Annotated in this window: 25 protein-coding genes, 1 tRNA gene and 1 other annotated feature; of the genes, 21 read left to right on the plus strand and 5 right to left on the minus strand. The window is 52.3% G+C overall.

Annotation, left to right across the window (positions count from 1 at the left end; all coding sequences use genetic code 11):
• Window positions 1-82 precede the first annotated feature (82 nt).
• Both C7E00_RS06930 and C7E00_RS06935 read right to left on the minus strand, forming a co-directional pair.
• Window positions 83-1060 (minus strand): peptidylprolyl isomerase, encoded by a 978-nt coding sequence (locus C7E00_RS06930; protein ID WP_105303599.1) that lies wholly within the window; start codon window positions 1058-1060, stop codon window positions 83-85.
• Between the two features lie 15 nt (window positions 1061-1075).
• Complete coding sequence (locus tag C7E00_RS06935) at window positions 1076-2347, minus strand: peptidylprolyl isomerase (RefSeq protein ID WP_167836507.1); 1272 nt, start codon at window positions 2345-2347, stop codon at window positions 1076-1078.
• A gap of 172 nt (window positions 2348-2519) precedes the next feature.
• On the opposite strand from C7E00_RS06935, the gene sufC reads away from it, so the two are divergent.
• From sufC to C7E00_RS16185, 10 genes are all read left to right on the plus strand, one after another.
• Window positions 2520-3368, plus strand: coding sequence for a Fe-S cluster assembly ATPase SufC (gene sufC, locus C7E00_RS06940; RefSeq protein WP_105303601.1), 849 nt, complete (start codon window positions 2520-2522; stop codon window positions 3366-3368).
• The gene (locus C7E00_RS06945; protein ID WP_105303602.1) at window positions 3365-4165 is read left to right on the plus strand and encodes a SufD family Fe-S cluster assembly protein; all 801 of its coding nucleotides are present in this window, start codon (window positions 3365-3367) and stop codon (window positions 4163-4165) included. The genes sufC and C7E00_RS06945 overlap by 4 nt, the downstream gene beginning before the upstream one ends.
• Window positions 4159-5379 (plus strand): aminotransferase class V-fold PLP-dependent enzyme, encoded by a 1221-nt coding sequence (locus C7E00_RS06950; RefSeq protein WP_105303603.1) that lies wholly within the window; start codon window positions 4159-4161, stop codon window positions 5377-5379. The genes C7E00_RS06945 and C7E00_RS06950 overlap by 7 nt, the downstream gene beginning before the upstream one ends.
• Before the next feature lie 10 nt (window positions 5380-5389).
• A complete protein-coding gene (gene sufU, locus C7E00_RS06955; RefSeq protein WP_420808596.1) occupies window positions 5390-5854 on the plus strand; it encodes a Fe-S cluster assembly sulfur transfer protein SufU in 465 nt (154 codons plus the stop codon).
• On the plus strand, window positions 5851-7275 hold the full coding sequence (gene sufB, locus C7E00_RS06960; protein WP_105303604.1) for a Fe-S cluster assembly protein SufB: 1425 nt from the start codon (window positions 5851-5853) through the stop codon (window positions 7273-7275). The genes sufU and sufB overlap by 4 nt, the downstream gene beginning before the upstream one ends.
• Window positions 7268-7804 carry a 5-formyltetrahydrofolate cyclo-ligase gene (locus C7E00_RS06965; RefSeq protein WP_154502001.1) on the plus strand — a complete coding sequence of 179 codons (537 nt, stop codon included), beginning with the start codon at window positions 7268-7270 and terminating at the stop codon, window positions 7802-7804. Before sufB ends, C7E00_RS06965 begins: the two co-directional genes overlap by 8 nt.
• Window positions 7805-7850: 46 nt before the next feature.
• Window positions 7851-7925: transfer RNA gene (locus C7E00_RS06970), tRNA-Val, on the plus strand.
• Between the two features lie 100 nt (window positions 7926-8025).
• Window positions 8026-8274, plus strand: a complete 249-nt coding sequence (locus C7E00_RS06975; protein WP_105303606.1) for a hypothetical protein — start codon at window positions 8026-8028, stop codon at window positions 8272-8274.
• Window positions 8271-9044: an HpcH/HpaI aldolase family protein gene (locus tag C7E00_RS06980; protein WP_239928541.1), complete on the plus strand. Its 774-nt coding sequence runs from the start codon at window positions 8271-8273 to the stop codon at window positions 9042-9044. The genes C7E00_RS06975 and C7E00_RS06980 overlap by 4 nt, the downstream gene beginning before the upstream one ends.
• Before the next feature lie 94 nt (window positions 9045-9138).
• On the plus strand, window positions 9139-9297 hold the full coding sequence (locus C7E00_RS16185) for a hypothetical protein (RefSeq protein WP_167836508.1): 159 nt from the start codon (window positions 9139-9141) through the stop codon (window positions 9295-9297).
• An 80-nt stretch (window positions 9298-9377) separates the two neighbouring features.
• Here the strand turns inward: C7E00_RS16185 and asnB are convergent, their stop codons facing one another.
• Together asnB and proC are read right to left on the minus strand one after the other, a co-directional pair.
• Window positions 9378-10964 (minus strand): asparagine synthase B, encoded by a 1587-nt coding sequence (gene asnB / locus C7E00_RS06985; RefSeq protein ID WP_105303607.1) that lies wholly within the window; start codon window positions 10962-10964, stop codon window positions 9378-9380.
• 41 nt (window positions 10965-11005) lie between these two features.
• Window positions 11006-11251 (minus strand) — a binding site (T-box leader).
• A 55-nt stretch (window positions 11252-11306) separates the two neighbouring features.
• Window positions 11307-12119, minus strand: coding sequence for a pyrroline-5-carboxylate reductase (gene proC / locus C7E00_RS06990; protein WP_105303608.1), 813 nt, complete (start codon window positions 12117-12119; stop codon window positions 11307-11309).
• Window positions 12120-12203: 84 nt separating this feature from the next.
• Here proC and priA point away from each other — a divergent pair, with 84 nt between their 5' ends.
• The 9 genes from priA to C7E00_RS07035 are packed head-to-tail and all read left to right on the plus strand — an operon-like array spanning window position 12204 to window position 21607.
• A complete protein-coding gene (gene priA / locus C7E00_RS06995) occupies window positions 12204-14369 on the plus strand; it encodes a replication restart helicase PriA (RefSeq protein WP_105303609.1) in 2166 nt (721 codons plus the stop codon).
• 1 nt (window position 14370) lies between these two features.
• Window positions 14371-15615, plus strand: coding sequence for a 16S rRNA (cytosine(967)-C(5))-methyltransferase RsmB (gene rsmB / locus C7E00_RS07000; RefSeq protein ID WP_105303610.1), 1245 nt, complete (start codon window positions 14371-14373; stop codon window positions 15613-15615).
• Window positions 15616-15624: 9 nt separating this feature from the next.
• On the plus strand, window positions 15625-16668 hold the full coding sequence (gene rlmN, locus C7E00_RS07005) for a dual-specificity RNA methyltransferase RlmN (protein ID WP_105303611.1): 1044 nt from the start codon (window positions 15625-15627) through the stop codon (window positions 16666-16668).
• Window positions 16665-17423 carry a Stp1/IreP family PP2C-type Ser/Thr phosphatase gene (locus C7E00_RS07010; protein WP_105303612.1) on the plus strand — a complete coding sequence of 253 codons (759 nt, stop codon included), beginning with the start codon at window positions 16665-16667 and terminating at the stop codon, window positions 17421-17423. The genes rlmN and C7E00_RS07010 overlap by 4 nt, the downstream gene beginning before the upstream one ends.
• The gene (gene pknB / locus C7E00_RS07015; protein ID WP_105303613.1) at window positions 17410-19158 is read left to right on the plus strand and encodes a Stk1 family PASTA domain-containing Ser/Thr kinase; all 1749 of its coding nucleotides are present in this window, start codon (window positions 17410-17412) and stop codon (window positions 19156-19158) included. Before C7E00_RS07010 ends, pknB begins: the two co-directional genes overlap by 14 nt.
• Before the next feature lie 15 nt (window positions 19159-19173).
• Entirely contained in the window at window positions 19174-20034 is an 861-nt protein-coding gene (rsgA, locus tag C7E00_RS07020) for a ribosome small subunit-dependent GTPase A (protein ID WP_105303614.1), read from the plus strand.
• Window positions 20034-20687 carry a ribulose-phosphate 3-epimerase gene (gene rpe, locus C7E00_RS07025; RefSeq protein WP_105303615.1) on the plus strand — a complete coding sequence of 218 codons (654 nt, stop codon included), beginning with the start codon at window positions 20034-20036 and terminating at the stop codon, window positions 20685-20687. The genes rsgA and rpe overlap by 1 nt, the downstream gene beginning before the upstream one ends.
• Window positions 20680-21291: a thiamine diphosphokinase gene (locus tag C7E00_RS07030; protein ID WP_105303616.1), complete on the plus strand. Its 612-nt coding sequence runs from the start codon at window positions 20680-20682 to the stop codon at window positions 21289-21291. The genes rpe and C7E00_RS07030 overlap by 8 nt, the downstream gene beginning before the upstream one ends.
• A 13-nt stretch (window positions 21292-21304) precedes the next feature.
• Window positions 21305-21607 carry a hypothetical protein gene (locus C7E00_RS07035; protein WP_105303617.1) on the plus strand — a complete coding sequence of 101 codons (303 nt, stop codon included), beginning with the start codon at window positions 21305-21307 and terminating at the stop codon, window positions 21605-21607.
• 29 nt (window positions 21608-21636) lie between these two features.
• Here C7E00_RS07035 and rpmB read toward each other — a convergent pair whose 3' ends face one another.
• Window positions 21637-21864 carry a 50S ribosomal protein L28 gene (gene rpmB, locus C7E00_RS07040; protein WP_105303618.1) on the minus strand — a complete coding sequence of 76 codons (228 nt, stop codon included), beginning with the start codon at window positions 21862-21864 and terminating at the stop codon, window positions 21637-21639.
• A 187-nt stretch (window positions 21865-22051) separates the two neighbouring features.
• On the opposite strand from rpmB, the gene C7E00_RS07045 reads away from it, so the two are divergent.
• Together C7E00_RS07045 and ftsZ are read left to right on the plus strand one after the other, a co-directional pair.
• Complete coding sequence (locus tag C7E00_RS07045; protein WP_105303619.1) at window positions 22052-23314, plus strand: cell division protein FtsA; 1263 nt, start codon at window positions 22052-22054, stop codon at window positions 23312-23314.
• A 13-nt stretch (window positions 23315-23327) separates the two neighbouring features.
• Window positions 23328-24431, plus strand: a complete 1104-nt coding sequence (ftsZ, locus tag C7E00_RS07050; protein WP_105303620.1) for a cell division protein FtsZ — start codon at window positions 23328-23330, stop codon at window positions 24429-24431.
• The last annotated feature ends 52 nt before the right edge of the window (window positions 24432-24483 follow it).

The following is a 24483-nucleotide window of genomic DNA, read 5'->3' on the forward strand; positions in this document are numbered from 1 at the left end:
CCCCTGCAGGAGGACCTCAGCACTGTCAGAGTGCTGTCCTTTCTACAGGGACCACTTTAGGAAGGGCGTTTGCTGAATTAAATTAGTTAGCTTCAGCGCTTGCAGAAGCAGATGCTTCAGCAGTAGCCTCAGCGGTTGCTTCAGCAGATGCAGCTGCATTTTCAGAAGCTGCTGGGGTAGGAGTCGGATCAGCCATTGCCTGAACCAGATACTTGCTGTCAGCGGATTCAATCGCATTGTACAGATCGATGTCATAGACATGGAAGTTGTACTTGCGGAACCAGTAGGTATTCGAGTCATCCTGGACAGCAGTGATGCCAGACAGGGTGCTGATCACATCATCCTTGTAGTTTTCCGGGGTATTGGATTCAACGCGGACAACGTAGTAGGTGTCTTCACTGCTTCCCGGCAGCATCGTCCAGCCGTCATCCGGAGAAGCACTGCGCAGAACTGAGAGGACAGTGGAATCATAGGAAGTGGTGTTAATCGTGATGATTTCCGGTTTTCCGGAAGAAGAGCTGTTGTTGCTGGAAGCTGCTTCAGCAGCAGTGGAGGTGCCATCCTTCAGTTCAGACAGTGCCGCATTGGCATCATCTTCCGTAGTGAAGGAGAGGACCGTAGCCTGAATCGGATTGTAGTAATCGCAGAGGCTGTCGAAGTTCTCCTCGATGTACTTGTTCACAAGCTCATCAGCCTGCTGTGCAGGAATCAGAACATCGTTGACATAATCATCTTCCGTCATGCCGGAGCTTTCCAGGTAGGAAGTGAAGGTGGAGCCATACATTGAGGTGTAATAGGAGAGCGTGCTCTTGGCCGAGGAACGCATGTCATCCGTAATCTCGATTTCCTGTGCGGCAATGGCATTCTTGGCATCATTGATCGCAGTGGATTCAGCAGCGGAATTGAACATTGTCTCATAGATCTGACCCTTAGTGACTTTGGTATTGCCGATGGTCATGACGACATCACTGCTGTCCTTGAGCTTTGCTTTTGCATCAGAGCATCCGGTGAGCGATACCAGCATGAATCCGGACGCGAGAATTGCTGTAAGTTTCTTCATATTCGTTCCGCCTCCTCAGTTCGACTCTGCCGATGCGCTGGCAGAAGGTTCTGCGGAAGCGCTTGCCTCAGCAGAAGCAGTGGCATCTGCACCTGCAGAAGCCTCAGGTGAAGCACTCGCATCAGCCGATGCGGAAGCCTCCGGGGAAGCAGTTTCTTCAGTCGCTTCCGGAGAAGCAGAAGCTTCGGTATCCGAAGAATCAGTGCTGTCAGAGAGACCGAGGTAGGACTTCAGACGGCTTTCAGTCTCGCTGTCCGTGAAGGTCATGCCAAGCTCCTGTGCCTTAGCCCAGAGAGCTGTCGGCATCAGTTTGGTATCATAATTGGAAACCAGATCGTTATACGGAGCATCTTCATCAATCACAGCCGGTTCTGAAGATGCAGAAGCAGACGGTGTCGGAGAAGCAGTCGCTTCCGGGGAAGCAGTTGCTTCTGCGGAAGAGGTGTAGGTGGCATTCTGCTCTGCAGCATACACCGCCGCTATCGTATCAGCACTTGCGGAGTTGCACTTGATCTTGAACCAGCCGAAGTTCTCACTGTAGACCCAGTCGCTGACTTCGCCTTCATTCAGTTCGAGCGCAGCCGCCAGGAAGTCGGCATCGAGGCTCGTGACATTCTTGTCGATGACGCCGAGCACGCCGCCCTTGGAAGCAGTGGAAGAATCTTCCGAATAATCTGCAGCGACCTGAGCGAAATCCGTTCCGGATGCCAGGGAATTATCGACTGCGGTCATGCGGCTGTTCTCATCTTCAGTCGGAACCGGATTTGCTTTCGAGGAATCTTCGAACTTGATCAGGATATACGAGATGTCGCGGATCTTCAGATCATCGAAGTTGGCCTTTGCGTAGTCAGCGGTGATCTGCTGTTCCTTGAGATAGTCGATCAGGTAGTTCTGAAGATCATCATATCCGCTGTAGCCGATGTTCTTCAGCTGGCTGTCCAGCGTGCTCTGATAGCTGGAACCATACTGTGAATAGTAGTTCGAGATGATCTGTGAAGCCTGGCTCTGTGCTTCGCTCTTCATCTCATCCGTCGTATCCACGGACTTGGTGACCGCAGAAGCGAATGCGCGGTACAGGGCAGATCCGCCATTGTTCTTGTAAAGTGAATCGTAGAACTCGGAAGCGGTGATATCATCGCCATTGACTTCATAGACGACGTCTTCGCCGTCTGCAGTCTTTCCTTTCAGCTTGCCTTTGTTGGTGTCGTAGATGTAGTAGACGCTGATCACTGCGAATACGACAATCAAGAGGGAGACAAACCAGTTCTTTTTCAGAAAATTTCCCATACTTCCTCCTTGAAAAAACGCTTTCCTATTATATTCCAGGGAATACGCATTTGCAATTTGAGAAAACCGCATGAAATCTGAACTTTCTGTGAACCATGGCATGATCATCTGACAACCGCAGAAAATCATTACATGATATAATCCTCAAGGAAAAATGGAAGGTGATTAGAACATGAAGAACCTTGTAGTGGAAGATCTCCACGTTTCCGTGGAGGGAAAAGAAATACTGAAGGGACTCAACCTCACGGTAAAAGACAGAGAAGTTCATGCATTGATGGGACCGAACGGGAATGGCAAATCCACTCTGCTTGCTGCAATCATGGGACACCCGAAGTATCAGGTGACCAGCGGATCGATTACCTATGATGGCCAGAATATTCTCGAGATGAGCGTCGATGAGCGCAGCCGGGCTGGCATTTTCCTGGGCATGCAGTATCCGCAGGAAATCCCGGGCGTCACCAACAGCGACTTCTTACGGGCTGCGATGAATGTGCGCCGAGACAAACCGGTACCGTTGTTCACGTTCATCAAGGCCATGGAGAAGACGATCAATGACCTGCAGATGAAAGAAGACCTTGCTCACCGCTTCCTGAATGAAGGATTCTCCGGCGGCGAGAAGAAGCGCAATGAGATCGTGCAGATGGAAATGCTGAAGCCGACTCTCGGCATGCTGGATGAAATTGACTCCGGCCTCGATGTCGATGCTCTGCATATCGTCGCAGATGCGATCAATCACATGCATGATGAAACGGATCTTGCGCTGATTGTCGTTTCTCATTATGAACGGTTCTATCAGCTGATCCGTCCGCAGTTCACGCATGTGCTCGTCAATGGCCGCATCGTGCTGGAAGGCGGTCCGGAACTCGCGGATAAGATCGATAAGGAAGGCTATGACTGGATCTACAAGGAATACAATGTAGCACCGGCCGCAGAAGCAGAAGAGAAGAACAAGCGTCCGGTTCTCAGCAGTATCGGCACGTGTGCCGTCAAGGAAGCAGTCCAGGGTCCGAAGAACGCATGACGCCGATTCGTGTGAACCAGGATATCCAGCTGTCTGACGGATATCATGAATATGAGATCGATACGGACCGCAGCCTGGAACTGACCTTCTCTGCTTCAGGAAATGTCCAGGTATTTGTCCGGATCATCCATTGCGGACCATTGAGAATCCGCACCTTCAATGCCAGAGACTCCAAAGTTTCCTATCTGTTCTGGAATGATATGAAAGAACCGCTGAACTGCGATGAGTCGCACGAAGTCATGGGCGATGCTGAGGTGACCGTTGCCTATGGCGAATGCAATGAAGCAGCTTCGAAGCGCAAGACTTATATGACCCTCCGGGAAAACGGCGCCCATGGCAAAGTATCCAGCGCATCGCTGGTCAGAGCTGATAAGAACTACTCGATGGAAGTCGTGAACTTCGCACCGCATACGCTCGGCAATATCGAGAACTACGCAGTCGTCCTGAAGGGCGGCAAGCTGATGATCGATGCCATCGGCAAGATCGTCAAAGGCGCCAAGGCCAGCGAGTCTCATCAGACTTCCCGTGCCCTTGCCTTTGAGGAAGGACAGAATGCGGAGATCCTGCCGGAACTGCTCATCGATGAGAATGATGTGCAGGCATCTCATGCCATGTCCATGGGCAGAGTTGATGATGATCAGCTCTACTACCTGATGTCCAGAGGCCTTACCATGCAGCAGTGCACGAGTCTGATCTCCACGGGCTACCTGATGCCGATCGCAGATGTCATCGATCAGGAGGAGCTGCGGAATACGCTGCGCAAGGAACTGGAAGGGAAGATCAGCAGCCTATGCTAGATGTCGAGAAAATCCGGGCTGATTTCCCGATGTTCCGGAACAATCCGGATCTAGTCTATTTTGACAGCGCCGCGACTTCTCTGAAGCCGCAGTGCGTGATTGATGCCGTCACGGATTTCTATACGCATCATACGTCCAACGTCCATCGCGGCGACTATGCCATTGCCGCAGAAAACGACCGTCTCTATGACGGGACACGTTCCATCATCGCCAAGTTCATCAACTGCGATCCGAAGGAGGTCGTGTTCACGCATAATGTCTCTGCTTCTCTGAATCAGGTTGCCTATGGCCTGGCCAGGAATTTTCTGAAGCCGGGCGATGTGCTGCTGACAAGTGAAGCAGAACATGCCTCGAACCTGCTGCCGTTCTTCCGGCTGCAGGAAGACTACGGTATTCACATTGAGTATGTTCCTCTCGACAAGGAAGCTAATCTGACCGTTGAGAACTTCAGAAAGGCAATGCACCCGGGCGTCAAGGCAGTCGCGCTTGCCCAGGTGACGAATGTCCTCGGCTCTGTTCAGCCGATCAAAGAGATTGCCGAGATCGCCCATGAAAACGGTGCGTTAGTCGCTGTCGACGGTGCGCAGTCCATTCCGCACATGAAAGTGGATGTGAAGGAACTCGGTATCGACTTCCTCGGCTTCAGCGCGCATAAGATGTGCGGCCCGGATGGGGTCGGCGTCCTGTGGGGCAGATATGATCTTCTGCAGCAGATGGATCCGATCTTCCTGGGCGGGGATATGAATGCCCGCTTTCAGTCCTGCGGAACGATGCAGCTGAAAGAAGCTCCGACGAAGTTCGAGGCAGGCACTCCGAATATCGAAGGCGTGATCGGACTGGGTGCAGCGGCAAAGTATCTGATGTCCATCGGCATGGACAATATCCATGCATACGAGAAAGAGCTTCGTGCATATTTCCTTTCGGAAATGCAGAAGCTCGATAATGTCGAAGTCTACAACCCGGATAATGAATACGGCCCGATTGATTTCAATGTGAAGGGCGTATTCAGCCAGGATGCGGCAGGTTATCTGGCCAGCCGCAATATCGCGGTCCGTTCCGGGAATCATTGTGCCAAGATTCTGCATGATGTGATCGGCACCGATTCCACAATCCGGGCATCGCTGTACTTCTACAACACGAAAGAAGAAGTTGATCGCTGCGTCGCTGCCGTGAAGGACACGAATCTTGAGAACGCAGTCGGTATCTTCTTCTAGGAGGTTTGATATGAGCAGTGAAATGGAAACAATGCTGAATGATCCCTCGGTGCTCCGGGAGCTCATCATGGATCATTATCAGTACCCGCATAACCACGGACTGAAGAAAGATGCAGAAGGCTATCAGTCCGTGCATATGGCAAGCGATTCCTGCATCGATGACATTACGGTGCAGTCGCTCATCAAGGACGGCAAGATCGAAGACGTCCGCTTTGACGGCATTGCCTGCACGATCAGCACAGCCAGCACTTCGATGATGACCGATCTGGTCAAAGGCAAGAGCGTCGAAGATGCCAAGAAGATCATCGCCGATTACTTCGCAATGATTGATGAGAAGGAATATGATCCGGAGCTTCTGGAAGAAGCAGTGGCCATGAAGAATGTCTACAAGCAGGCAAACCGGATCAAGTGTGCGACCATCGGCTGGAAAGCCATGCAGCAGATGATCGATGAAAGTGAGAAGAAAGCATCATGAGCCAGGAAACGATCGCAAATGAGCAGAACGATGTCATCACTTCCCAGGATGATTACAAATACGGATTCCGGGAAAAGGATGTCTCTATCGTCGATACCGGAAAAGGTCTGAATGAAGATGTCGTCCGCGAAATCTCCAAGCTGAAGAATGAACCGGAATGGATGACTGAATTCCGCCTGAATGCCCTGAAGACCTTCGAGTCCATGCCGATGCCCTCCTGGGGACCGGATCTGTCTGAGATCGACTTCCAGGACTTCACGTACTTCAAGCGTGTTTCCCAGGAAGCAGAGAAGAGCTGGGATGAAGTTCCGAAGGAAGTCAAGAATACATTCGAACGTCTCGGCATTCCGGAAGCAGAACGCAAGTATCTGGCCGGCGTCACGACGCAGTATGAATCCGAAGCTGTCTATCACAACATGCTTGATGAAGTACGCCAGAAGGGCGTCGTCTTCCTTGACATCGATAGTGCATTGAAAGAATATCCGGATCTGTTCCGGAAGTACTTCGCAACGATTGTTCCGCCTTCTGATAACAAGCTCGCAGCGCTCAACAGTGCGGTGTGGTCCGGCGGCAGCTTCATCTATGTTCCGAAGGGTGTCAAGCTTGAGAAGCCGCTGCAGTCCTACTTCCGCATCAATTCGGAATCCATGGGCCAGTTCGAGCGTTCCATCATCATCGTCGATGACGGTGCGGAATGCTCTTATGTTGAAGGATGCACGGCCCCGCAGTATTCCAAAGACTCCATGCACGCAGCCGTTGTCGAAGTGTTTGTCGGCAAAGGTGCAAAGTGCCGCTACAGCTCTGTGCAGAACTGGTCCGGCAATATTCTGAACCTTGTCACCAAGCGGGCTAAGGTAGATGCGCGTGGCACGATGGAATGGGTAGACGGAAATATCGGTGCCCGGATCTCCATGAAATATCCTGCCTGCATTCTGGCAGGGGAATATGCCCATGGTCTCTGCATCTCGATTGCCGTAGGTTCCAGAGGACAGTTCCAGGATACCGGTGCCAAGATGATTCATCTGGCTCCGCATACCAGTTCTTCGATTGTCTCGAAGTCCGTTTCCAGAGGCGGCGGTGTCACGAACTTCCGCGACTGGATCCGTTTCTCGAAGAAAGCCGCTAATTCCAAGGCGAAGATCGAATGCGATACGCTGATTCTCGATGATCTCAGCCGCAGCGATACGATTCCGCTGAATATCAATGAAAGCGATACTTCGACGATCGAACATGAAGCGAAGGTCTCCAAGATCAGCGAAGAGGAACTCTTCTATCTGATGAGCAGAGGCCTCACGGAAGCCCAGGCAACGGAGATGATTGTCATGGGATTCCTGGAGCCGTTTACCAGGGAGCTGCCGATGGAGTATGCAGTGGAGCTGAACCAGCTGCTGAAACTCGACATGACCAATTCTATTGGATAAGCAGAGTGCAAGAAGCACGGGACTGAGAAACCGTGCTTCTCTTTCTATTGAGGATCGTGCAGAATTCAGCCATCAGATCTTTCTGCATGTACTGCCGGAACTTGAACAGGCAGACATCATCTCCTGCTTTGTCTCGATGCGCGATGAAGTATCAACCGCAGAGATTCTGGACTGGTGCTTCTCTCATCAGAAAACGGTGGCGGTTCCGAAAACGCTGAAACATACCCTGGAATTCCATGTCATTCACTCCAGGGACGATTTGAAGCCGGGCGTATTCGGAGTTCTCGAACCGGAAGGCGGAGAGATTCTTTCTCCGGATCAGTTCGATCTGATCCTGGTTCCGCTTTCTGCTTTTGATGCACAAGGACATCGCACCGGATACGGGAAAGGGTATTATGACAGCATTCTTTCTCATTGCCAGAAGAAGATCGGCCTGGCCTTCTCCTGTCAGTGCATGTCTTCCATCGAGCCTGATCCATGGGATGTGACCCTGGATCATGTCGTGACCGAAAAGGGAAAACTGAAGTGAAAAAGTCCTGCAAAACCATCCTGTCTATGGTAAACTATCTAGGCATGGTTGGTTAGCTCAGCGGGAGAGCATACCCTTCACAGGGGTGGGGTCATGGGTTCGAATCCCATACCGACCACCATCACGAAACCGCAGAAATGCGGTTTTTGCATATTCCGGGCATTCGATGAAGGAAAATTGTTTTCTTGTAATATAATGAATCAATCAGAAAGGAGACCATAATGAAAAAGAAAGTCAGCTTTGATCTGCGCCTGCAGATCAACATGATGTATCTCCTGAGTTCTATTCTGTTCGTGATCTTCTCGGCAGTTACCTTCCGTGATTTCCGTACGTATAATCCGCTGACTGCAAGTCAGTCCTTATCTTCAATCGTTCTGACGAATGCGGTCACCATGCTGGTGCCGGGAATTCTTCTGATGCTTTATGCAATGATGAAAAACGATGACCTGGAGGATTCTGAGAAAAAATGACTGAGATCAATCTGAAGCAGCGGATGATGGAAAAGCCGCTCGGAGGGGTTCTGATTCAGTTCTCTGACAGCCCCGCAGTGCTCTATGTCGCGAAACAGTCCGGTCTGGACTTCGTCCTGTATGATTGCGAGCATGGCATCATTCCGTATGAGAAACTGCATGATCTGATGCTCTGCGGAAATGCCCTGGATCTTCCCTCAATTGTAAGAGTCCCGGAACTGAGCAGGGCATGGGTATCCAGAATCCTGGACTTCGGGGCATCGGGCGTTATGGTGCCGATGATGGAAAGTGCAGAACAGGCAAGGAAACTGGCCGATTGGGCGAAGTATCCGCCGCTTGGAAGAAGAAGCTATTCCGGCGGTGCACATACCGGCTATGCCAGTTCCGGAAACCACTCTTTCCATATGCAGGAAGACAACCAGCGGACCATTGCAATTGCGCAGATTGAGACGGTGGAAGGGATCCGGAATGCAGAAGCTATTCTGAAAACGGAAGGAATTGATGCGGCCATCATCGGTCCGGCAGATCTTGCGATTTCATCTGGACATCCGGATGTGATTCAGAGTGAAGATGAGATTGAGGGGATCCGGAAGGTTGCGGATCTCTGCCGGAAATACGGGAAAGGATTCGGCATCATCGGCAGCACTTCACTGCTTGCACAATTTGCCGGCAGTCTGAATCTGATGGTCTCTGCAATCGAGACGCATCTCTGGCAGGAAAGCTTTGCAGGCTGCAGAAGAAGCTATGACACGATTCTTGAGAAGCATTAGCTTTGGCTGTCATGGGCAGAATTAATGAAAGCTGATCTTTTGTATGGATCAGCTTTTTTAAATGAGCAGCTGATCATTCCGCTTTTTGGCGGCTATGAAGCCTGATCTGCCTGCGGGGACGATGATCCGGATTGCCAGGCATCATTGCGTCAGAATGGGCGATCAGCTGATGACAATCGGCTTAGAATACCTGCGGAACCTTTCAGAAGCTCAGAACCTGCTGGATGAATATGAGGCATCGATCCGGAAATAGGGATTGATTTTTCAGGAACAGAATCAGAAAAAAGGCTCCGGATCATTTCTCCGGAGTCTTTTCGAGGGAAGGCGGACTGATCAGATTCCGGAAGCACCGTAGTTAGAAAGATAGCGGGCACTCGGATCGGTAACCTGGCATCCTTTCCAGGTCTGGTTCGGAAGCCAGTAAGCAGGAATCATATCATCCATGCCTGGATAGAATGATTCGAAGATATCACGGTACATCAGGGATTCCTTGGTATAAGGAGGGCACCACGAGTATTTCCGGCATCCTTCTTCAAAGGCCTGATCGCTGTATTTCTGTTCCGCGAACTCTTTGAGATCATCTGCGAGGGAATGACCGACTGCATCACTGAAGGCAGCTTTGTCGCGGAAGAGGATATCTTTCGGAAGAATCTCATCTTTTTCGAATGCATGTCTCAGCAGATACTTGCCCATATGGTAATGGTTGCGCTTCAGCTCCGGATCGATGCTCATGACATAGCGGACAAACGCCAGATCTCCGAAGGGGACACGTCCTTCCATGGAATTGCTGGAAATGCAGCGGTCTGCACGAAGCACATCATAGTAATGCAGCTCCCGGATGCGCTTTTCCGCTTCCAGCTGGAATGATTCTGCATCTGGTGCAAAATCCGTATATTTGTATCCGAAGAGCTCATCGCTGATCTCTCCGGTATAGAGCACATGCACATCCGTGGTTTCATGAATCTTCTTGCAGAGCAGGTACATGCCCATGCTGGCCCGGATCGTCGTGATATCCCAGGTTCCCAGAACCCTGATCACTTCCGGCAGGGCGTCCAGAACTTCCTGTTTCGTCATCGTGATCTCGGTATGATCGCTGCCGATGTATTCGGCGACTTCTCTTGCATACTTCAGGTCGATCGCATCAACATCCATGCCGATCGCAAAGGTTCTGATCGGCTTGCTGCAGGCTTTCTGCGCAATTGCGCAGACCAGCGAGCTGTCAAGACCGCCGGAGAGCAGGAACCCGATCGGGGCATCCGCATCCAGACGCTTCAGAACCCCATCCGTGAGCTTGTCATGAATCTTCTTGCATGCGGGCTCCAGATCATCGGAAGAAGTCTCTTCCGCATGCCAGATGGTCGTATAAGGAATGAATCTGCCATCTTCATAATACGTTCCCGGAGGGAATGCATGAATGTCATGCGCAATCGGCATCAGACTTGCCGGCGTGCTGCCGAAGCAGATCTTTCCGTTCTCGGTATAGCCGTAGAACATCGGCCGGATTCCGATCGGATCGCGACTCGCGATGAAGGAGTCCTTCTTCGCGTCATAGATGACCATGGCATATTCGCTGTCCAGATGATTGAACATGCCAGTTCCGTATTTCTCATAAAGAGGAAGAATGATCTCACAGTCGCTGTCCGAACGGAAGGCGTATCCTTCCGCTTCCAGTTCTTTCCTGACTGGTCTGAATCCGTACAGCTCGCCATTGCATACGACATACGAACCATCTTTCTCAAATGGCTGCATTCCGGTTTCATCCAGTCCCATGATGGAAAGCCGCTGGAATCCGAGAATGCCTTTTCCTTTCAGAACTATGATCCTGCCCATATCCGGGCCGCGGTCCTTCAGTTCTGCCAATCCTTTTTCAAATGCGTTCTGATCCGTTTTCGGATCGGTTGTTACCAGTATTCCGCACATATCTGACCTCCGGAAAAAACAAACAGTCCTTCATCCCTGATACTTGGGACGAAGGACTGTACTCCGCGGTGCCACCCAGATTACCGGCAATGCCGATCACTTTTTGCCTACTACCATAGCCAAGCAGTTTGCTAACGGGCTGCCTCCGTCGGGTTCTACTAGAGCATGCACTCGTTCGAGCCGAAGCTCCGAGGGGTTCTTTCACCAGGTCAGCAGGCAGGGTTCTCACTGTTCCGCTGCTCACTTTGCTGCTTCAGCTGGATACTTTTCCTCATCATTGCTGTTGCGTTTGTTATAATTATTTTTCAGAAACATGTCAAGCATTTTCTGAAAAATTTTCGCTCAGTGATTTCCAAGTTCTTCTGCCCGATGAATGCACTTCTCATCCGCTTCATGGAATACGTTCTTCAGGTTCTGGTCTTTCAGAGACTGAATTGCCTCAATCGTCGTGCCGCCTTTCGTGCATACTTCATCGATCATATCTGCCAGCGGCTTTGTTCTGTTCTCCTGCAGCAGCTTTCCGGAACCGATCATCGTCTGCACGATCAGCGCCCGGGCAGCTTCTTCATCAATGCCGCGTTCTACCGCATCTTCCATCAGACACTGCACCACATAGTAGAAATAAGCAGGGGTGCTGCCATTGAGCGCTACTGCTTCGGTCAGCTGCGATTCCTTCAGCGTGCGGGCAAGCCCCATGCTGGAAAACAGCTTGAATACGAAGTCATAATCATCTGCCGGGCAGTTCTCTGACATGCAGAGAGCGGTAGCCCCTTCCCCGATCTGCAGCGGCGTATTCGGCATTGCCCGGATCACCGGAACCTTGCCGAGCTTCTCCTGCAGATGGCCGATGGATACGCCGGTCACGATGGAAAGCAGGCACTGGATGTCTGCACCTTTCAGATGATCCAGCACTTCTTCAATATGCTGAGGAGTGACTGCCAGCAGTACGATATGGCAGCTCTCTGCCACTTCTTTCTCGCTGTTCAGCTGCGTGAAGCTTTCTTCCTGACAGAGCTTCGCCGTGCGGACAGAGGGGTCATAGACCGCAATCTCATAGCGTTCCACGTACTCTTTGGTTGCAGCTCCTCTGGCAATGGCAAGCCCCATATGTCCAAGACCGATAAACCCGATCGTGAATCTGCGTTTCTGTTCCATAAGAGAATACCTCCGATAATGCCTAAGTATAAAACGGAATGCAGGCGTGATGCAATTACGCTAGAATAGTTCCGGAGGACGCCTATGTATCTCATTTCCTGCTGGATTGAACATCCTGTCCGGCAGATCGATCAGCCATTTACATATACTTCAGACGAACCTGCAGAATGCGGTATGCGCGTTCGCGTGAACTTTGCTCACCGCGAAGTGACAGGATTTGTGGAATCGTGCGAAGAAACCGATGAAACTCTTGAGCAGGCCGAGGCCAGGCTGCACTGCCGTCTGAAACCGGTGCTGTCTGTTCTCGATCAGGAAAGCCTGATCACTCCGGAACTCCATGACCTTGCTTTATGGATGAAGAACACGACGCTTTCGACGACGATATCTTGCTTCCAGGCAATGCTGCCGGGAAAGATCAAGCCCATCACCAGCAATGCCAGGGTCGTCATGGAACACTGGGCAGTGCTTTCCGAGGGAGAGTTCAGTCTGACTCCGAAGCAGCTGGAGGCTTTTCAGTATGTGAAAAACCATCAGCCGCTTCGCTACAGCGATCTCAGAAAGCAGTATCCGAACCAGGCCAGAGCGCTGATCGAAAAGGGTGCCATTCATCTCGAGACAAAAGAAAAAGAAGCAGCAGAAACTGTTTCGGAACATCCTTCAGAGCCGCTGCCTCTGACGAAAGACCAGCAAAGTGTCTATGATGAGATCAGAACGAGTCCGGATATGGTTTTCCTGCTGCGCGGAGTTACTGGCAGCGGCAAGACCGAGGTCTATCTGCACCTGGCGGAAGACGCGCTTTCAGAAGGCAGGCAGGTGCTGATTCTCGTGCCGGAGATCAGCCTGACCCCGCAGATGATTGAACGCGTCAGCAGCCGCTTCGGGACAGAGCTTGCCATCTACCACAGCGGCCTCAACCCCCAGGAGAAATATGAGCAGTACCGCATGGTCCGCTCCGGCCGCGCCAGAGTCGTGGTCGGCACGAGATCTTCGGTATTTCTGCCATTTCAGAATCTCGGACTCATTGTGATGGACGAAGAGCAGGATACGTCTTACAAACAGGAAAATCAGCCGGCTTATCATTGCCGCGATATCGCCATTCACCGCGGTGCCTATCATCATTGCAAAGTCGTCCTCGGCTCAGCGACACCGGCTCTGGAAAGCTATGCCAGAGCCCTGAAGCATGTCTATCATCTGGTCACGCTGGATCATCGGATCAACGATACCCTGCCGGAAGTCACGATTATCCCTCTGAAAGAAGCTATGAAAAGAGGGGAGTCGTATATCCTCAGCAATGAACTGAAGCAGAAGATCCAGGAACGGCTTGCCCGCCATCAGCAGGTGATTCTCCTATTGAACCGCAGAGGCTACAGCACTTCGCTGCGCTGCTGCGCATGTCAGGAAGTTCTGATGTGCCCGCATTGCGATCTTGCATTGTCTTATCATCGTCAGGAGCATCTGCTCAAATGCCATACCTGCGGCTATCAGATGCGGGTTCCCGCTGTCTGCCCATCCTGCGGAGCCCGGGAAGGCTATTCTGCCTACGGCTTCGGCACGGAGAAACTCGAGCAGGAAGTGCAGGCTGCTTTTCCTGAAGCTTCGATTCTGCGCATGGATGCAGATACGACCGGCAGGAAGAATGCCCATGCGAAGATCCTGAATGCCTTCGGCCGGCATGAGGCAGATATTCTGCTCGGAACCCAGATGATTGCCAAAGGACTGGACTATCCGGATGTGACGCTGGTCGGCATCCTGAATGGAGACGAAGGCCTCAGCCATACGGACTATCGCAGCTGTGAGCTGACGTTTGATCTCCTGATGCAGGCATCCGGCCGCAGCGGCAGAAGCGAAGAACCGGGCGAAGTGGTCCTGCAGGTGTTCGACCCCGATCACTATGCCGTGCAGTGTGCTGCTCATCAGGACTATGACACCTTCTTTGCCAAAGAGATGCAGTTCCGCCATGCGGGCATGTATCCGCCGTATACGTATCTGATCGCAATCACGGTATCTGATGCAGATGAGGCTGCCGGAAACCGCACCGCGCTCTGGCTGAAGAATTCTCTGCACGGGACTTACAAGACGATCGGCGTGATCACGCTTCTGAAAATCCAGGATCGCTTCCGGTTCCGGATTCTTCTGAAGGGCAGAGATCTTGAAGAGATGAGAAAAGACGTACGGGCATTATTCCGTACGGAGGAATACAGAAAGGCAAAGGACATCCGGATCGATGTGAATCCGATGACCCTGGACTGATATGGAAAGTGCAAGAGCTTATGCCTGGAAGGCATTGAACCGCATCGTTCTGGAACATGGCTATGCAAGTCTGATCCTGAGAGGAATGGAAGGCTATTCCAGAGAAGACCGTTCGCTGATCAGCGAGATCGTCTACGGAACGCTGCGCAATTACACAAGACTCATCTATCAATGGGAAGACCTTGCTTCGCATGTGAAGCAGAAGACGGCAGTACTTCTGAATATGAGTGTGTACCAGCTGTTCTTTCTCGACCGCATTCCGGATTATGCTGTGATCAATGAGGCGTGTTCTCTGGTTTCAGAAAAAGAGAAGGGATTCGTCAATGCCGTACTTCATAAGGTGCAGAAGCGGGGCATGATCGCCCCGGAGTTTCATGATGAACTGGAACGGATGGCATTTGAGACTTCTCATCCGCTCTGGTTATTGAAGCTGTGGAGCGCGCATTACGGGATGGAGAATGCAGTGAAGATTGCCGAAGCAGATCAGCAGAGGCCAATTGTCTACGGCCGCCGCAATCCGCTGAAGATCAGCAGGGAAGAACTGTTCTCAGACCGGAAGGTTCATTTCCTGGAAGCAGACTGCTTTACGTATGACGGCATCCTGACGGAAACTTCGTGGTTTGATGAAGGGAAGGTGCTCATCCAGGATCGGGCCTCGCAGGCAGTCGGACGGCTGCTGGAAGCGGAACCAGGCATGTGCGTGCTGGATGCCTGTGCAGCCCCTGGCACCAAGACCCAGGAGATTGCCTCTGAGATGAAGAACCAGGGAATGATCACAGCCCTGGATCTCCATGAAGAGCGGGTGAAGCTGATTGAACAGCTTATGGTGAAGACCGGAGTCTCGATCGTTTCCTGCCGAGCAGCGGATGCCTCGAAGCCGATTATGGGAATGGAGCCGGAATCCATGGACCGGATTCTCGTCGATGCGCCATGTTCGGGGCTTGGCGATCTTTCGCATAAGCCGGAGATCCGCATGCATGTCACGCCGGAGAGCCTGGATGAGCTGACGAAGCTGCAGGCTTCGATTCTCGAGAATGCGGCTGCGTATCTGAAGAAGGGCGGCAGAATGGTGTACAGCACGTGCACGCTGAATCGCAAGGAGAATGAGAACCAGGTGAATACGTTTCTGAAACGGCATCCGGAATTCGAGAGGATCTCAGAAAAAACCTGGTTTCCGTATGAACTGGAAAGTGATGGCTTCTATGCGGCAGTCCTCACCAAAACGGGGAGTGCTATGGTAAAATAAATAACACTTATGCAGACTATCTATGATTTGACACTGGACCAGATGACGGTAATGCTGAAGGAACTGGGCCAGAAACCATATCGGGCAAAACAGCTGTATACCTGGCTTTACCGCAAGCGGGCAGAAGATTTTTCCGAGATGACGGATCTGCCGGCATCTCTGATTGAGACGCTGAAAGAGCGCTACTGCATCATGCCGGTGAAGCTGCTGGAGAAGCAGACTGCCAAGGACGGCACAGCGAAATATCTGTTTGAACTTCAGGATGGCTCGACGATCGAGACCGTCCTGATGCATTTCGTGTTCGGTGAAAGCGTATGCGTGAGCACGGAAGTCGGCTGCAGCATGGGCTGTGCATTCTGCGCATCTGGTCTTCTGAAGAAGCAGCGCAATCTGACCGCTGGCGAAATCACCGGGGAGATCATGTATATCCAGAAAGAACTGGATGCCGAAGAAAAGCGGGTTGACAATGTCGTGCTGATGGGAACCGGCGAGCCGTTTGACAACTATGACAATATCATGGATTTCTGCAGCATCATCAACAGCGACCATGGCCTTGCCATCGGCGCCAGACATATCACGATCAGCACCTGCGGCGTCGTGCCGAAGATCCGCGAATTTGCGGCTGGTCATTATCAGTACAACCTGGCGATTTCCCTGCATGCGCCGAATGATGAGCTGCGCCGGCAGCTGATGCCGATCGATCAGGCTTATCCGCTGCCTGAACTGATGGCGGCACTGAAGGAATACAGCAGCCAGAACAACCGGCGGCTGACGTTTGAATATATTCTGCTGAAGGGCGTCAATGACAGCGATGCCATGGCCATTCAGCTGGCAGATCTGATCCGGGGCATGAATGCCTATGTGAATCTGATCCCTTATAACGAAGTCGATGAGAATGGCTTCCGCACGACGGACGCGAAGACGTCTCTGCATTTCTATGACGTGCTGATGAAGCATGGCGTGAAGGCAACGCTCCGCACCCGGCATGGGGAAGACATCGATGCGGCTTGCGGACAGCTGCGTGCGAAGCATGAAGGGAAGCTTCCACAGTGAAATACTACGGGATCACTGACCGCGGCAAGCTCCGCCGTTCCAATCAGGATAGCTATGTGATCGCCACAAACCAGACCGGCGATGTTTTTGCGATGGTCTGCGATGGCATCGGCGGCGGCAAGGGCGGCGATGTGGCCAGCCGGATCGCCGTATCGTATTTCTCGATGGCATTCTCGGAAAACGAAGGCTTCAGCTCGGCAGAAGAAACCGAAGCCTGGGTGAGAGAACAGGTGGATTCCGCCAATGCCAGGATCTTCGAGACCGGCAGGAATATGCCGGAACTGCATGGCATGGGCACGACCCTCAGCGGCGTGCTGATCACGAAACATGGCCGATATGTTGTCAACATCGGTGATTCCCGGACGTACAGCTATACCTCCGCAGGATATTTCCGGCTTCTGACCGAAGACCATACGCTGGTCAACGATATGCTGAAACAAGGAGAGCTCACGCCGGAGCAGGCAGAGAAGTTTCCCCGCAAGAATGTGCTGACCAATGCGCTGGGAGTCTGGGAGAAAGTTCATGCGGACATTTTCGTGCATAACGAAGAACTCAGCGGATTTCTGATCTGCAGCGATGGGCTGCATGGCTATGTGGAAGAATCCGTGATCCGCACGATCGTGCTCGACCGTGAAACCGATCCTGCACTGCGGGTGCGCCGGCTGTATCAGGCAGCGATGGATGCCGGCGGCTATGACAATATCACTGCCATCCTGATTGACCTGGAAGGAGACGAAGCCCATGAGCAATTCTAAGAATCTGATTGCCAACCGCTATGAAGTCTTCCAGCATATCGGCCAGGGCGGCATGGCCGATGTATTTCTAGCCGTCGATACGATTCTGAATCGTCAGGTTGCGATCAAGATCCTGCGTTCGGAACTTTGCACGGATGCGGTTTCCGTGCTGCGCTTTGAACGCGAAGCCCAGGCGGCGACCGCGCTTTCGCATCCGAATATTGTCGAGATCTATGATGTCGGCGAGTATAAAGGCCACCATTACATCGTGATGGAATACGTCCCCGGAAAGACGCTGAAGAAAGTCATCCAGCAGAGGGGCGCACTGCTCAAGGAAGAAGCAGTTGACATCATGAAGCAGCTGCTCTCGGCTACTGCGGAAGCTCATCGCAGAGGGATCATCCACCGCGATATCAAGCCGCAGAACGTCATCGTGAAATCAGACGGATCCGTGAAGATCCTTGACTTCGGCATCGCGCTGGCTAAAGGATCGATACAGCTGACCCAGGCAAATAATGTCATGGGCTCGGTCCACTACCTTGCCCCGGAGCTGGCAAGAGGCGAAAGCGCAACGGCTCAGTCCGATATCTATGCCCTTGGCATCGTTCTCTTTGAGATGCTGACGGGAGATGTTCCATTCAAGGCAGACAGTGCCGTTCAGGTTGCGCTGATGCAGATGAAGAATGAAATGCCATCTGCCCGCGCCATCAATCCTTCGATTCCGCAGTCTCTGGAAAATGTGATCATCCGGGCAACTGCCAAGGATCCGGCTCAGCGCTATCGTTCCTGCAATGAGATGCTGGAAGACATCCGCACTTGTCTCAGACCGGAGCGGCTGAATGAACCGAAGCTCTATCTGCCGAAGGTGTCTCATAAAAGTCTCGAAGACCTCGAGGAAGAGAAAGAACCAGTCCGAACTCCTTCCAGAAAGAACCGTCCTGTCAGGGAAGAAACCGAAGAACCATCCCGGGTATCTCATCCTGCCGTCGGGAAGAAACCGAAGGGCAACAAGCCGCTGTTCATCATTCTGATCGTGCTGCTCTGCCTGCTTGGCGTTTCGGGAATCTATCTGGCACTGAATGCCAGCGGCATCCTGAACCCTGCCAGTAAGGAGCGGGAAGTTCCGCAGCTGATCGGATTGACTCTGGCGGATGCCAGAACGCTCTGCGAAGAACAGGATCTTGTCCTGAATACCGATAATGTCACTTATACGCTGACAGAAAATACCGAGAAGGGACAGATCATTTCCAGTTCTCCGGATGGCGGCACTACCGTCGAAGAAGGAACGGAAATCACCGTGACCGTCTCCAGCGGCATCGGCGTGACGATGAAGGACTATTCCGGCTGGAATATCAATGATGCGATGAATGACATCGCACAGAATTATCCGAGCATGCAGGTGAAAACGGAAGAAGCACAGGATGACTCGAAGACTCCCGGAACCGTGATCTCGCAGGACGGCATGGCCGCCGGAACGATGTTCAACCCGGAAGCAGCGAGCGAAGTGACGCTGGTCTATGCAAGCTATCCGACGATCACGATCCCGGATGACCTGAATGGCAAGACCATTGAGGAAGCCACCGCAGAGCTCGAGGCCCTCGGGGTCAAGGTGCTGACTTCGAACCTGGACACGTCCAGCCTGACTGAAGAAGAGATCGGCAACCTGCAGACTGGTGTTGTGATCAGTTCCGATCCGCAGGCCGGCAGCGAATTCACGCAGAAAGAAGATAACTATGTCATTCTGTATTATTATTGAGAAACAGGGGAACGAATGAGAGCAAGGATTGTCCGCATCCTTTCCAAGGACTATACGCTGCAGATGGAAGATGGCACCCGCATTCTCGCGGTTGCTATGGGCAAAGTACGGCTGCAGGATAAGCCGGTCATCGGCGATCTGGTCGACGCAGTCTGCCGGGATGGCGTCTGGGGCATTGAATCGATCGAACCTCGGAAGAACCATCTGATCCGGCCGCGCTGTGCCAACATCGATCAGGCGCTCATCGTCATGAGCGTGAAGGATCCTGATTTCTCATGCGTGCTGATTGACCGCCTCTCGTTTCTGATCGTGAATGCCGGCATTGAACCGCTGCTGTGCGTAACGAAATGCGACCTCGGAATCACGGAAGAAACCGAAGCCCGCATCCGCGAATATGAAGCTGGGCCGATGCGCGTCATCCGGACGCAGAAAGATTCGCTTGATCCGGAACTCGGATCGATTCTGAAAGACAAGGTCACCGTGCTGACCGGCCAGAGCGGTGCCGGGAAATCCACGCTGCTCAATACGCTGGATCCGACGTTTCATCTTGCAACCCAGGAAATCTCGAAAGCCCTCGGCAGAGGCAAGCACACGACCCGCCACAGCGAGCTTCATCCGGTGGCAGGGGGACTGGTTGCAGATACGCCGGGCTTCAGCTCCCTGGATTTCTCGAAGATGGATGAAACGGATCTGGCTGAGTCGGTGCTGGAATTCCGCCCGTATCTCTCGAAGTGCCGCTTCAATGACTGCGTGCATCAGAATGAGCCGGGCTGTGCCGTGAAAGAAGCAGTGGCTGCGGGGAAGATCCCGCAGGTACGATATGAAGATTATCTTGGTGTCCTGGAACTGATCCAGGATCGGAAGGAGACTTACTGATGAAACAGACGCTGATTGCACCATCTGTGCTTTCCATGGACTACAGCCGCATGGAACAAGAGACAAGGGAACTCAATGAATCCGGGGCGAAATGGCTCCACTTCGATGTCATGGACGGAAGCTTCGTGCCGAACCTGACCTTCGGACCGGATATCCTGAAAGGATTCCGCAAAGCAAGTGATCTGTTCATGGATGTTCACGTCATGATCAATGATCCGGAGTTCTTCATGGACCGCTTCTATGAAGCCGGGGCAGACAACTATACGTTCCATGAAGAAGCAGTGAAAGACAAGGCGAAGATCGTCACGATGGCAGAACATGCTCATGAACTCGGAAAGTCCGTCGGCATTTCAATCAAGCCGGCAACCCCGATTGAATATCTGAAGCCGTATCTGTCTCTGTTCGATGTATTCCTGATCATGTCGGTGGAACCTGGCTTCGGCGGCCAGAAGTTCAAGCCTGAGAGTGCCGACCGCATCCGCACGCTGCGCGGCTGGCTGGATGAAGCGGGACTCTCTTCCCATATCGAAGTCGACGGCGGCATCAATGCCGAAACCGCGAAGATCGTCAAGGAAGCCGGTGCGGATGTGCTCGTGGCTGGTTCCTATGTGTTCCGCAGCAATATCAGAGAGGCAGTGAAGTCGCTTGAATAAGGCGGCAGTCCTCGTTCTGAAAAACGGCACTTCCTATACGCCGGAAGAGCCTGCTGATTTCATCGGCGTCGATCGCGGTGCGCTGACGCTGGCTGATGCCGGCATCCGCATGAGCCTTGCGGTCGGCGACTTTGATTCGGTTCAGGAAAGCGATGTCAGCAGAATCGAAGCATATGCTGAGGAAGTGATCCGTCTCAATCCGATCAAGGATGACAGCGACAGCGAGCATGCGGTGCGCACTGCATTGGCAAGAGGCTATGAGCATCTTTACATCACTGGTGCACTGGGCGGCCGCATCGACCATGAATTAGTGAATCTGAGGCTGGCATATCTGTTTCCAGGCAAAGTGATCCTGGTATCCGGCAGAAACCGCATCCGGGCATTGCTGCCTGGCACTTATGAACTGAGCGCAAAGAACCATGGCTTCATCTCGTTCTTTGCGGTCTATCCGGCAGTGATCAGCCTGAATGGATTTGTCTGGGATCTGGATCACCGTACCATCCGGTTTGAAGATCTCTACGGATTATCGAACCGGATCTCAGAGGAAAAAGGAATTGTCACGGTTCATGAGGGCACTGTGCTCATGATCCGTTCAGAAGACTGAAAGGAGAAACAGATTGGTAATCACAGAAGAAGCACAGCAGATGCTCAGAGAAGCTCTGAGCCAGCATCCGGGCACGCTTCTGTCCATTGAGCAGACGGAAACCTGCCATGGCAGATCGATTGCGCTGATGCTGAGAGGAGAAGACGAAGAACTGAACCGGATGAAAGTGAGCGGGATGACCGTGTTCATGGACCCGGAAACCGACGCGCTTTCTCAGAACTTCCGCCTGTTTGTGACGGATGGCCAGCTGATGCTGGAGAATCCGGATGCCTGCGGGTGCTGCGGCGACTGCGGCGGAGATTGCGGCTGCGCATAAAAAAAGCTTCCTTGCGGAAGTTTTTTTAATTACTCAGCTGCTGCAGTTTCTTTCGGAGCAGATGCCTTCTTTCTGGCACCGCCCTTGAGCGTCTTCAGAGCACGAGCAGAAATGCGAACTGTCTGCGGCTTTCCATCGACTACCATATGAACCTTCTGCAGGTTAACGTTCCACTTGCGGCGTGTAGCGCGCAGAGAATGAGAACGAGCGTTTCCAGACATCGCCTTTTTTCCAGTTACAGCACAAACCTTGGACATGACCAGCACCTCCTTACTTTTCTCACAATGCTAGATAAGATTATCATGAATGAAAGTGAAATGCAACATGAAATCCAGCACCGCAATCCCGCTGGAATGCAGTGCTGATGCGATTTTTCCGTTTATAAGACCGATGAGTCATCAGCTGTGTTAAAATAACGCATATAGACGGAAGGAGTTTTCATCAGTGAGCGATAAGCAGATATTTGCGTCATTGGAAATCAGTGACCATGAAGTTCGTCTGATCGTCGGGGAGTTCTTCAACACCCGTTTTAATATTATCAAAGTAGAACGCATTCCGTGCGGAGGCATGTCGTATGATCAGGTAGCTGATCCAGGTGCAGTCATCGATGCGATTCATAAGGCTGCCGACGATGCCCGGAAGATGATCGGGGCAAAGGTGGAACGAGTCATACTCGGCATTCCTTCTTACAACATGCGCCGCTATTCTCTGAAGTCCACCGTGCAGATCGACGGCATCGACGGCGAGATCACCGTGAATGATATCCGCCGGGCAATCGATAAAGCTCAGTCGGTGGAGATCGGCAAGTCCTATGCGCTGATTCAGACCGTATGCGTCAAGTATACCGTCAACGGCATCACAAGCCGCCGGATTCCGATCGGCGAGAAGGCTTCCGAGCTGACTGTCGAGATCGATCTGCTCTGTGCAGACCGCAAGCTTGCATTTGATCTGGTCGGCTGCGTCGAACAGTCCGGTCTTCAGGTCATGGACATCTTCCTGGATGTCTATGGTGCGGCGAAGGAAGCAGCGCTGTTTGAACAGGCTGTGGATCAGAACGTGATCATTCTGAAGATGGAACGGGAAAGCACGACGCTCGGACTGCTTTCCAGAGGACGTCTGACGTCCTGCATCATCGATCCGGAAGGGGTCGGAACGATTGCCGGAGCCCTGGTGGATCAGTACGGGCTGAACAGTGCCGATGCGGCAGAGCTCGTGAAGTACAGTGCGCGTCTCGGTGAGAAGGTATATTCTGCCAATCCAGTTTATATCTGGCAGGCAGAAGGCGAAGCCCGCAAGATCACGGAGCAGCAGCTCGTCGAATGCATTCAGCCTAAGGTTGATGCATGGACTGACTCCATGTCCAAATTATGCGCTCCAATCTTGCAAGCCGGAAAAACTGCTGTTATTATTACCGGTGAAGGTGGCGAGATGCAGGGTTTAAATGACCTTCTGAAGCGCCAGCTGAAGTGCGAGGTACGCAATTATATTCCGGAAACACTTGGCGGCAGAAATGCCGGCCTGACTGCCTGCCTCGGACTGTTTTATGCATACAAGGACAAGCTCCCGATTACCGGTTATACCGATAACAGTCTTGACATGGATGCGTTTATCAAATCGGTTTCGTACCGTGAGGCTCGTGCGGCCGGCAATCCGGAAGACACGATCACCAAGAAACTGAAGGGGATTCTCTTCGATACAAAGAAATAAGAGAGGAAGAAATATGTCAGACTTAACTTACAACCAGGTTGCCAGAATCAAGGTGTTCGGCATCGGGGGAGCAGGCAGCAACGCTGTGAACCGCATGGTTCAGGAAGGCGTCCAGGGCGTTGAGTTCTATGTCGCTAATACCGACCTGCAGGCACTTGATGTCTCGCCGGTTCAGAATAAGATTCAGCTCGGAAAGGCTGGCCTCGGTGCAGGCGGAAATCCTGATAATGGCCGCAAGGCAGCAGTAGAAAGCGAAGAAGATATCCGCAAGGCAATGGAAGGAGCTGACATGGTCTTCCTTACCGCAGGTCTTGGCGGAGGTACTGGTACCGGTGCTTCTCCTCTCTTTGCAAAGATCGCCAAGGAACTCGGCTGCCTCACCGTCGGCATCGTCACAAAGCCGTTCTCTTTTGAAGGCAAGAAGCGCATGGTTCAGGCAGAACAGGGTCTGGAGCAGCTGAAAGAATACGTAGACTCCCTGATCATCATCTCCAACAACAAAGTTCTGGAAGTCATCGGGCATATCCCGTTTGAAGATGCATTCAAGGAAGCTGACAACATTCTCCGTCAGGGTGTTCAGACCATCACTGATCTGATTGCAGTCCCGGCAATGATCAACCTCGACTTCGCAGATATCAAGTCTGTCATGGAAGGCCAGGGAAGCGCCCTGATCGGAATCGGTATGGCATCTGGCGAGAACAAGGCAGAAGAAGCTGCTCAGAAAGCAATCCAGTGCCCGCTGCTTGAAGCATCCATCACCGGTGCAAAGTCGGCAATCGTCAATGTGACCGGCGGCGCAAGCATGAGTGCTTACGATGCGCAGGAAGCAGTGGATTATATCCGTTCCGCAGCCGGCAATGATATCGATATCATCTTCGGTGTTGCGATCAACGACAAGATCGGCGAATCCATCATCGTCACCGTCATCGCAACGGGCTTCGATCTTCCGAAACCGGAAGCGATCCCGAGTGCTGCTCCGGCTGCCGTGACTTCTCCCGTCAGCAATCAGAAGGGGCTGGAAGTGGAGAGCAGCAGCGGATTATCCTTCGGAACTTCCGGAGCACGTGTCGAAGAAGAGGAAGACGATACCATTCCGAACTTCTTCTCCCGCAACTGAGTGATCTGAGGCAGATTGAAATGTCTGCCTTTTTTCTGCCTTCATGACACCT

It is taken from the genome of Anaerolactibacter massiliensis (assembly GCF_900290205.1).
Classification (GTDB): domain Bacteria; phylum Bacillota_I; class Bacilli_A; order Erysipelotrichales; family Erysipelotrichaceae; genus Bulleidia; species Bulleidia intestinalis.

Excerpts from the sequence above, each read along its gene's own strand:
- C7E00_RS06975 (WP_105303606.1), top strand. The coding sequence starts at position 8,026 with ATGAAAAAGAAAGTCAGCTTTGATCTGCGCCTGCAGATCAACATGATG.
- rlmN (WP_105303611.1), top strand. The coding sequence starts at position 15,625 with ATGCAGACTATCTATGATTTGACACTGGACCAGATGACGGTAATGCTG.
- proC (WP_105303608.1), bottom strand. The coding sequence starts at position 12,119 with ATGGAACAGAAACGCAGATTCACGATCGGGTTTATCGGTCTTGGACAT.
- rpe (WP_105303615.1), top strand. The coding sequence starts at position 20,034 with ATGAAACAGACGCTGATTGCACCATCTGTGCTTTCCATGGACTACAGC.
- C7E00_RS06980 (WP_239928541.1), top strand. The coding sequence starts at position 8,271 with ATGACTGAGATCAATCTGAAGCAGCGGATGATGGAAAAGCCGCTCGGA.
- rsgA (WP_105303614.1), top strand. The coding sequence starts at position 19,174 with ATGAGAGCAAGGATTGTCCGCATCCTTTCCAAGGACTATACGCTGCAG.
- C7E00_RS16185 (WP_167836508.1), top strand. The coding sequence starts at position 9,139 with ATGAAGCCTGATCTGCCTGCGGGGACGATGATCCGGATTGCCAGGCAT.
- pknB (WP_105303613.1), top strand. The coding sequence starts at position 17,410 with ATGAGCAATTCTAAGAATCTGATTGCCAACCGCTATGAAGTCTTCCAG.
- C7E00_RS06935 (WP_167836507.1), bottom strand. The coding sequence starts at position 2,347 with ATGGGAAATTTTCTGAAAAAGAACTGGTTTGTCTCCCTCTTGATTGTC.
- rpmB (WP_105303618.1), bottom strand. The coding sequence starts at position 21,864 with ATGTCCAAGGTTTGTGCTGTAACTGGAAAAAAGGCGATGTCTGGAAAC.
- C7E00_RS06950 (WP_105303603.1), top strand. The coding sequence starts at position 4,159 with ATGCTAGATGTCGAGAAAATCCGGGCTGATTTCCCGATGTTCCGGAAC.
- C7E00_RS06945 (WP_105303602.1), top strand. The coding sequence starts at position 3,365 with ATGACGCCGATTCGTGTGAACCAGGATATCCAGCTGTCTGACGGATAT.
- asnB (WP_105303607.1), bottom strand. The coding sequence starts at position 10,964 with ATGTGCGGAATACTGGTAACAACCGATCCGAAAACGGATCAGAACGCA.
- sufC (WP_105303601.1), top strand. The coding sequence starts at position 2,520 with ATGAAGAACCTTGTAGTGGAAGATCTCCACGTTTCCGTGGAGGGAAAA.
- sufU (WP_420808596.1), top strand. The coding sequence starts at position 5,390 with ATGAGCAGTGAAATGGAAACAATGCTGAATGATCCCTCGGTGCTCCGG.
- ftsZ (WP_105303620.1), top strand. The coding sequence starts at position 23,328 with ATGTCAGACTTAACTTACAACCAGGTTGCCAGAATCAAGGTGTTCGGC.
- rsmB (WP_105303610.1), top strand. The coding sequence starts at position 14,371 with ATGGAAAGTGCAAGAGCTTATGCCTGGAAGGCATTGAACCGCATCGTT.
- priA (WP_105303609.1), top strand. The coding sequence starts at position 12,204 with ATGTATCTCATTTCCTGCTGGATTGAACATCCTGTCCGGCAGATCGAT.
- C7E00_RS06930 (WP_105303599.1), bottom strand. The coding sequence starts at position 1,060 with ATGAAGAAACTTACAGCAATTCTCGCGTCCGGATTCATGCTGGTATCG.
- sufB (WP_105303604.1), top strand. The coding sequence starts at position 5,851 with ATGAGCCAGGAAACGATCGCAAATGAGCAGAACGATGTCATCACTTCC.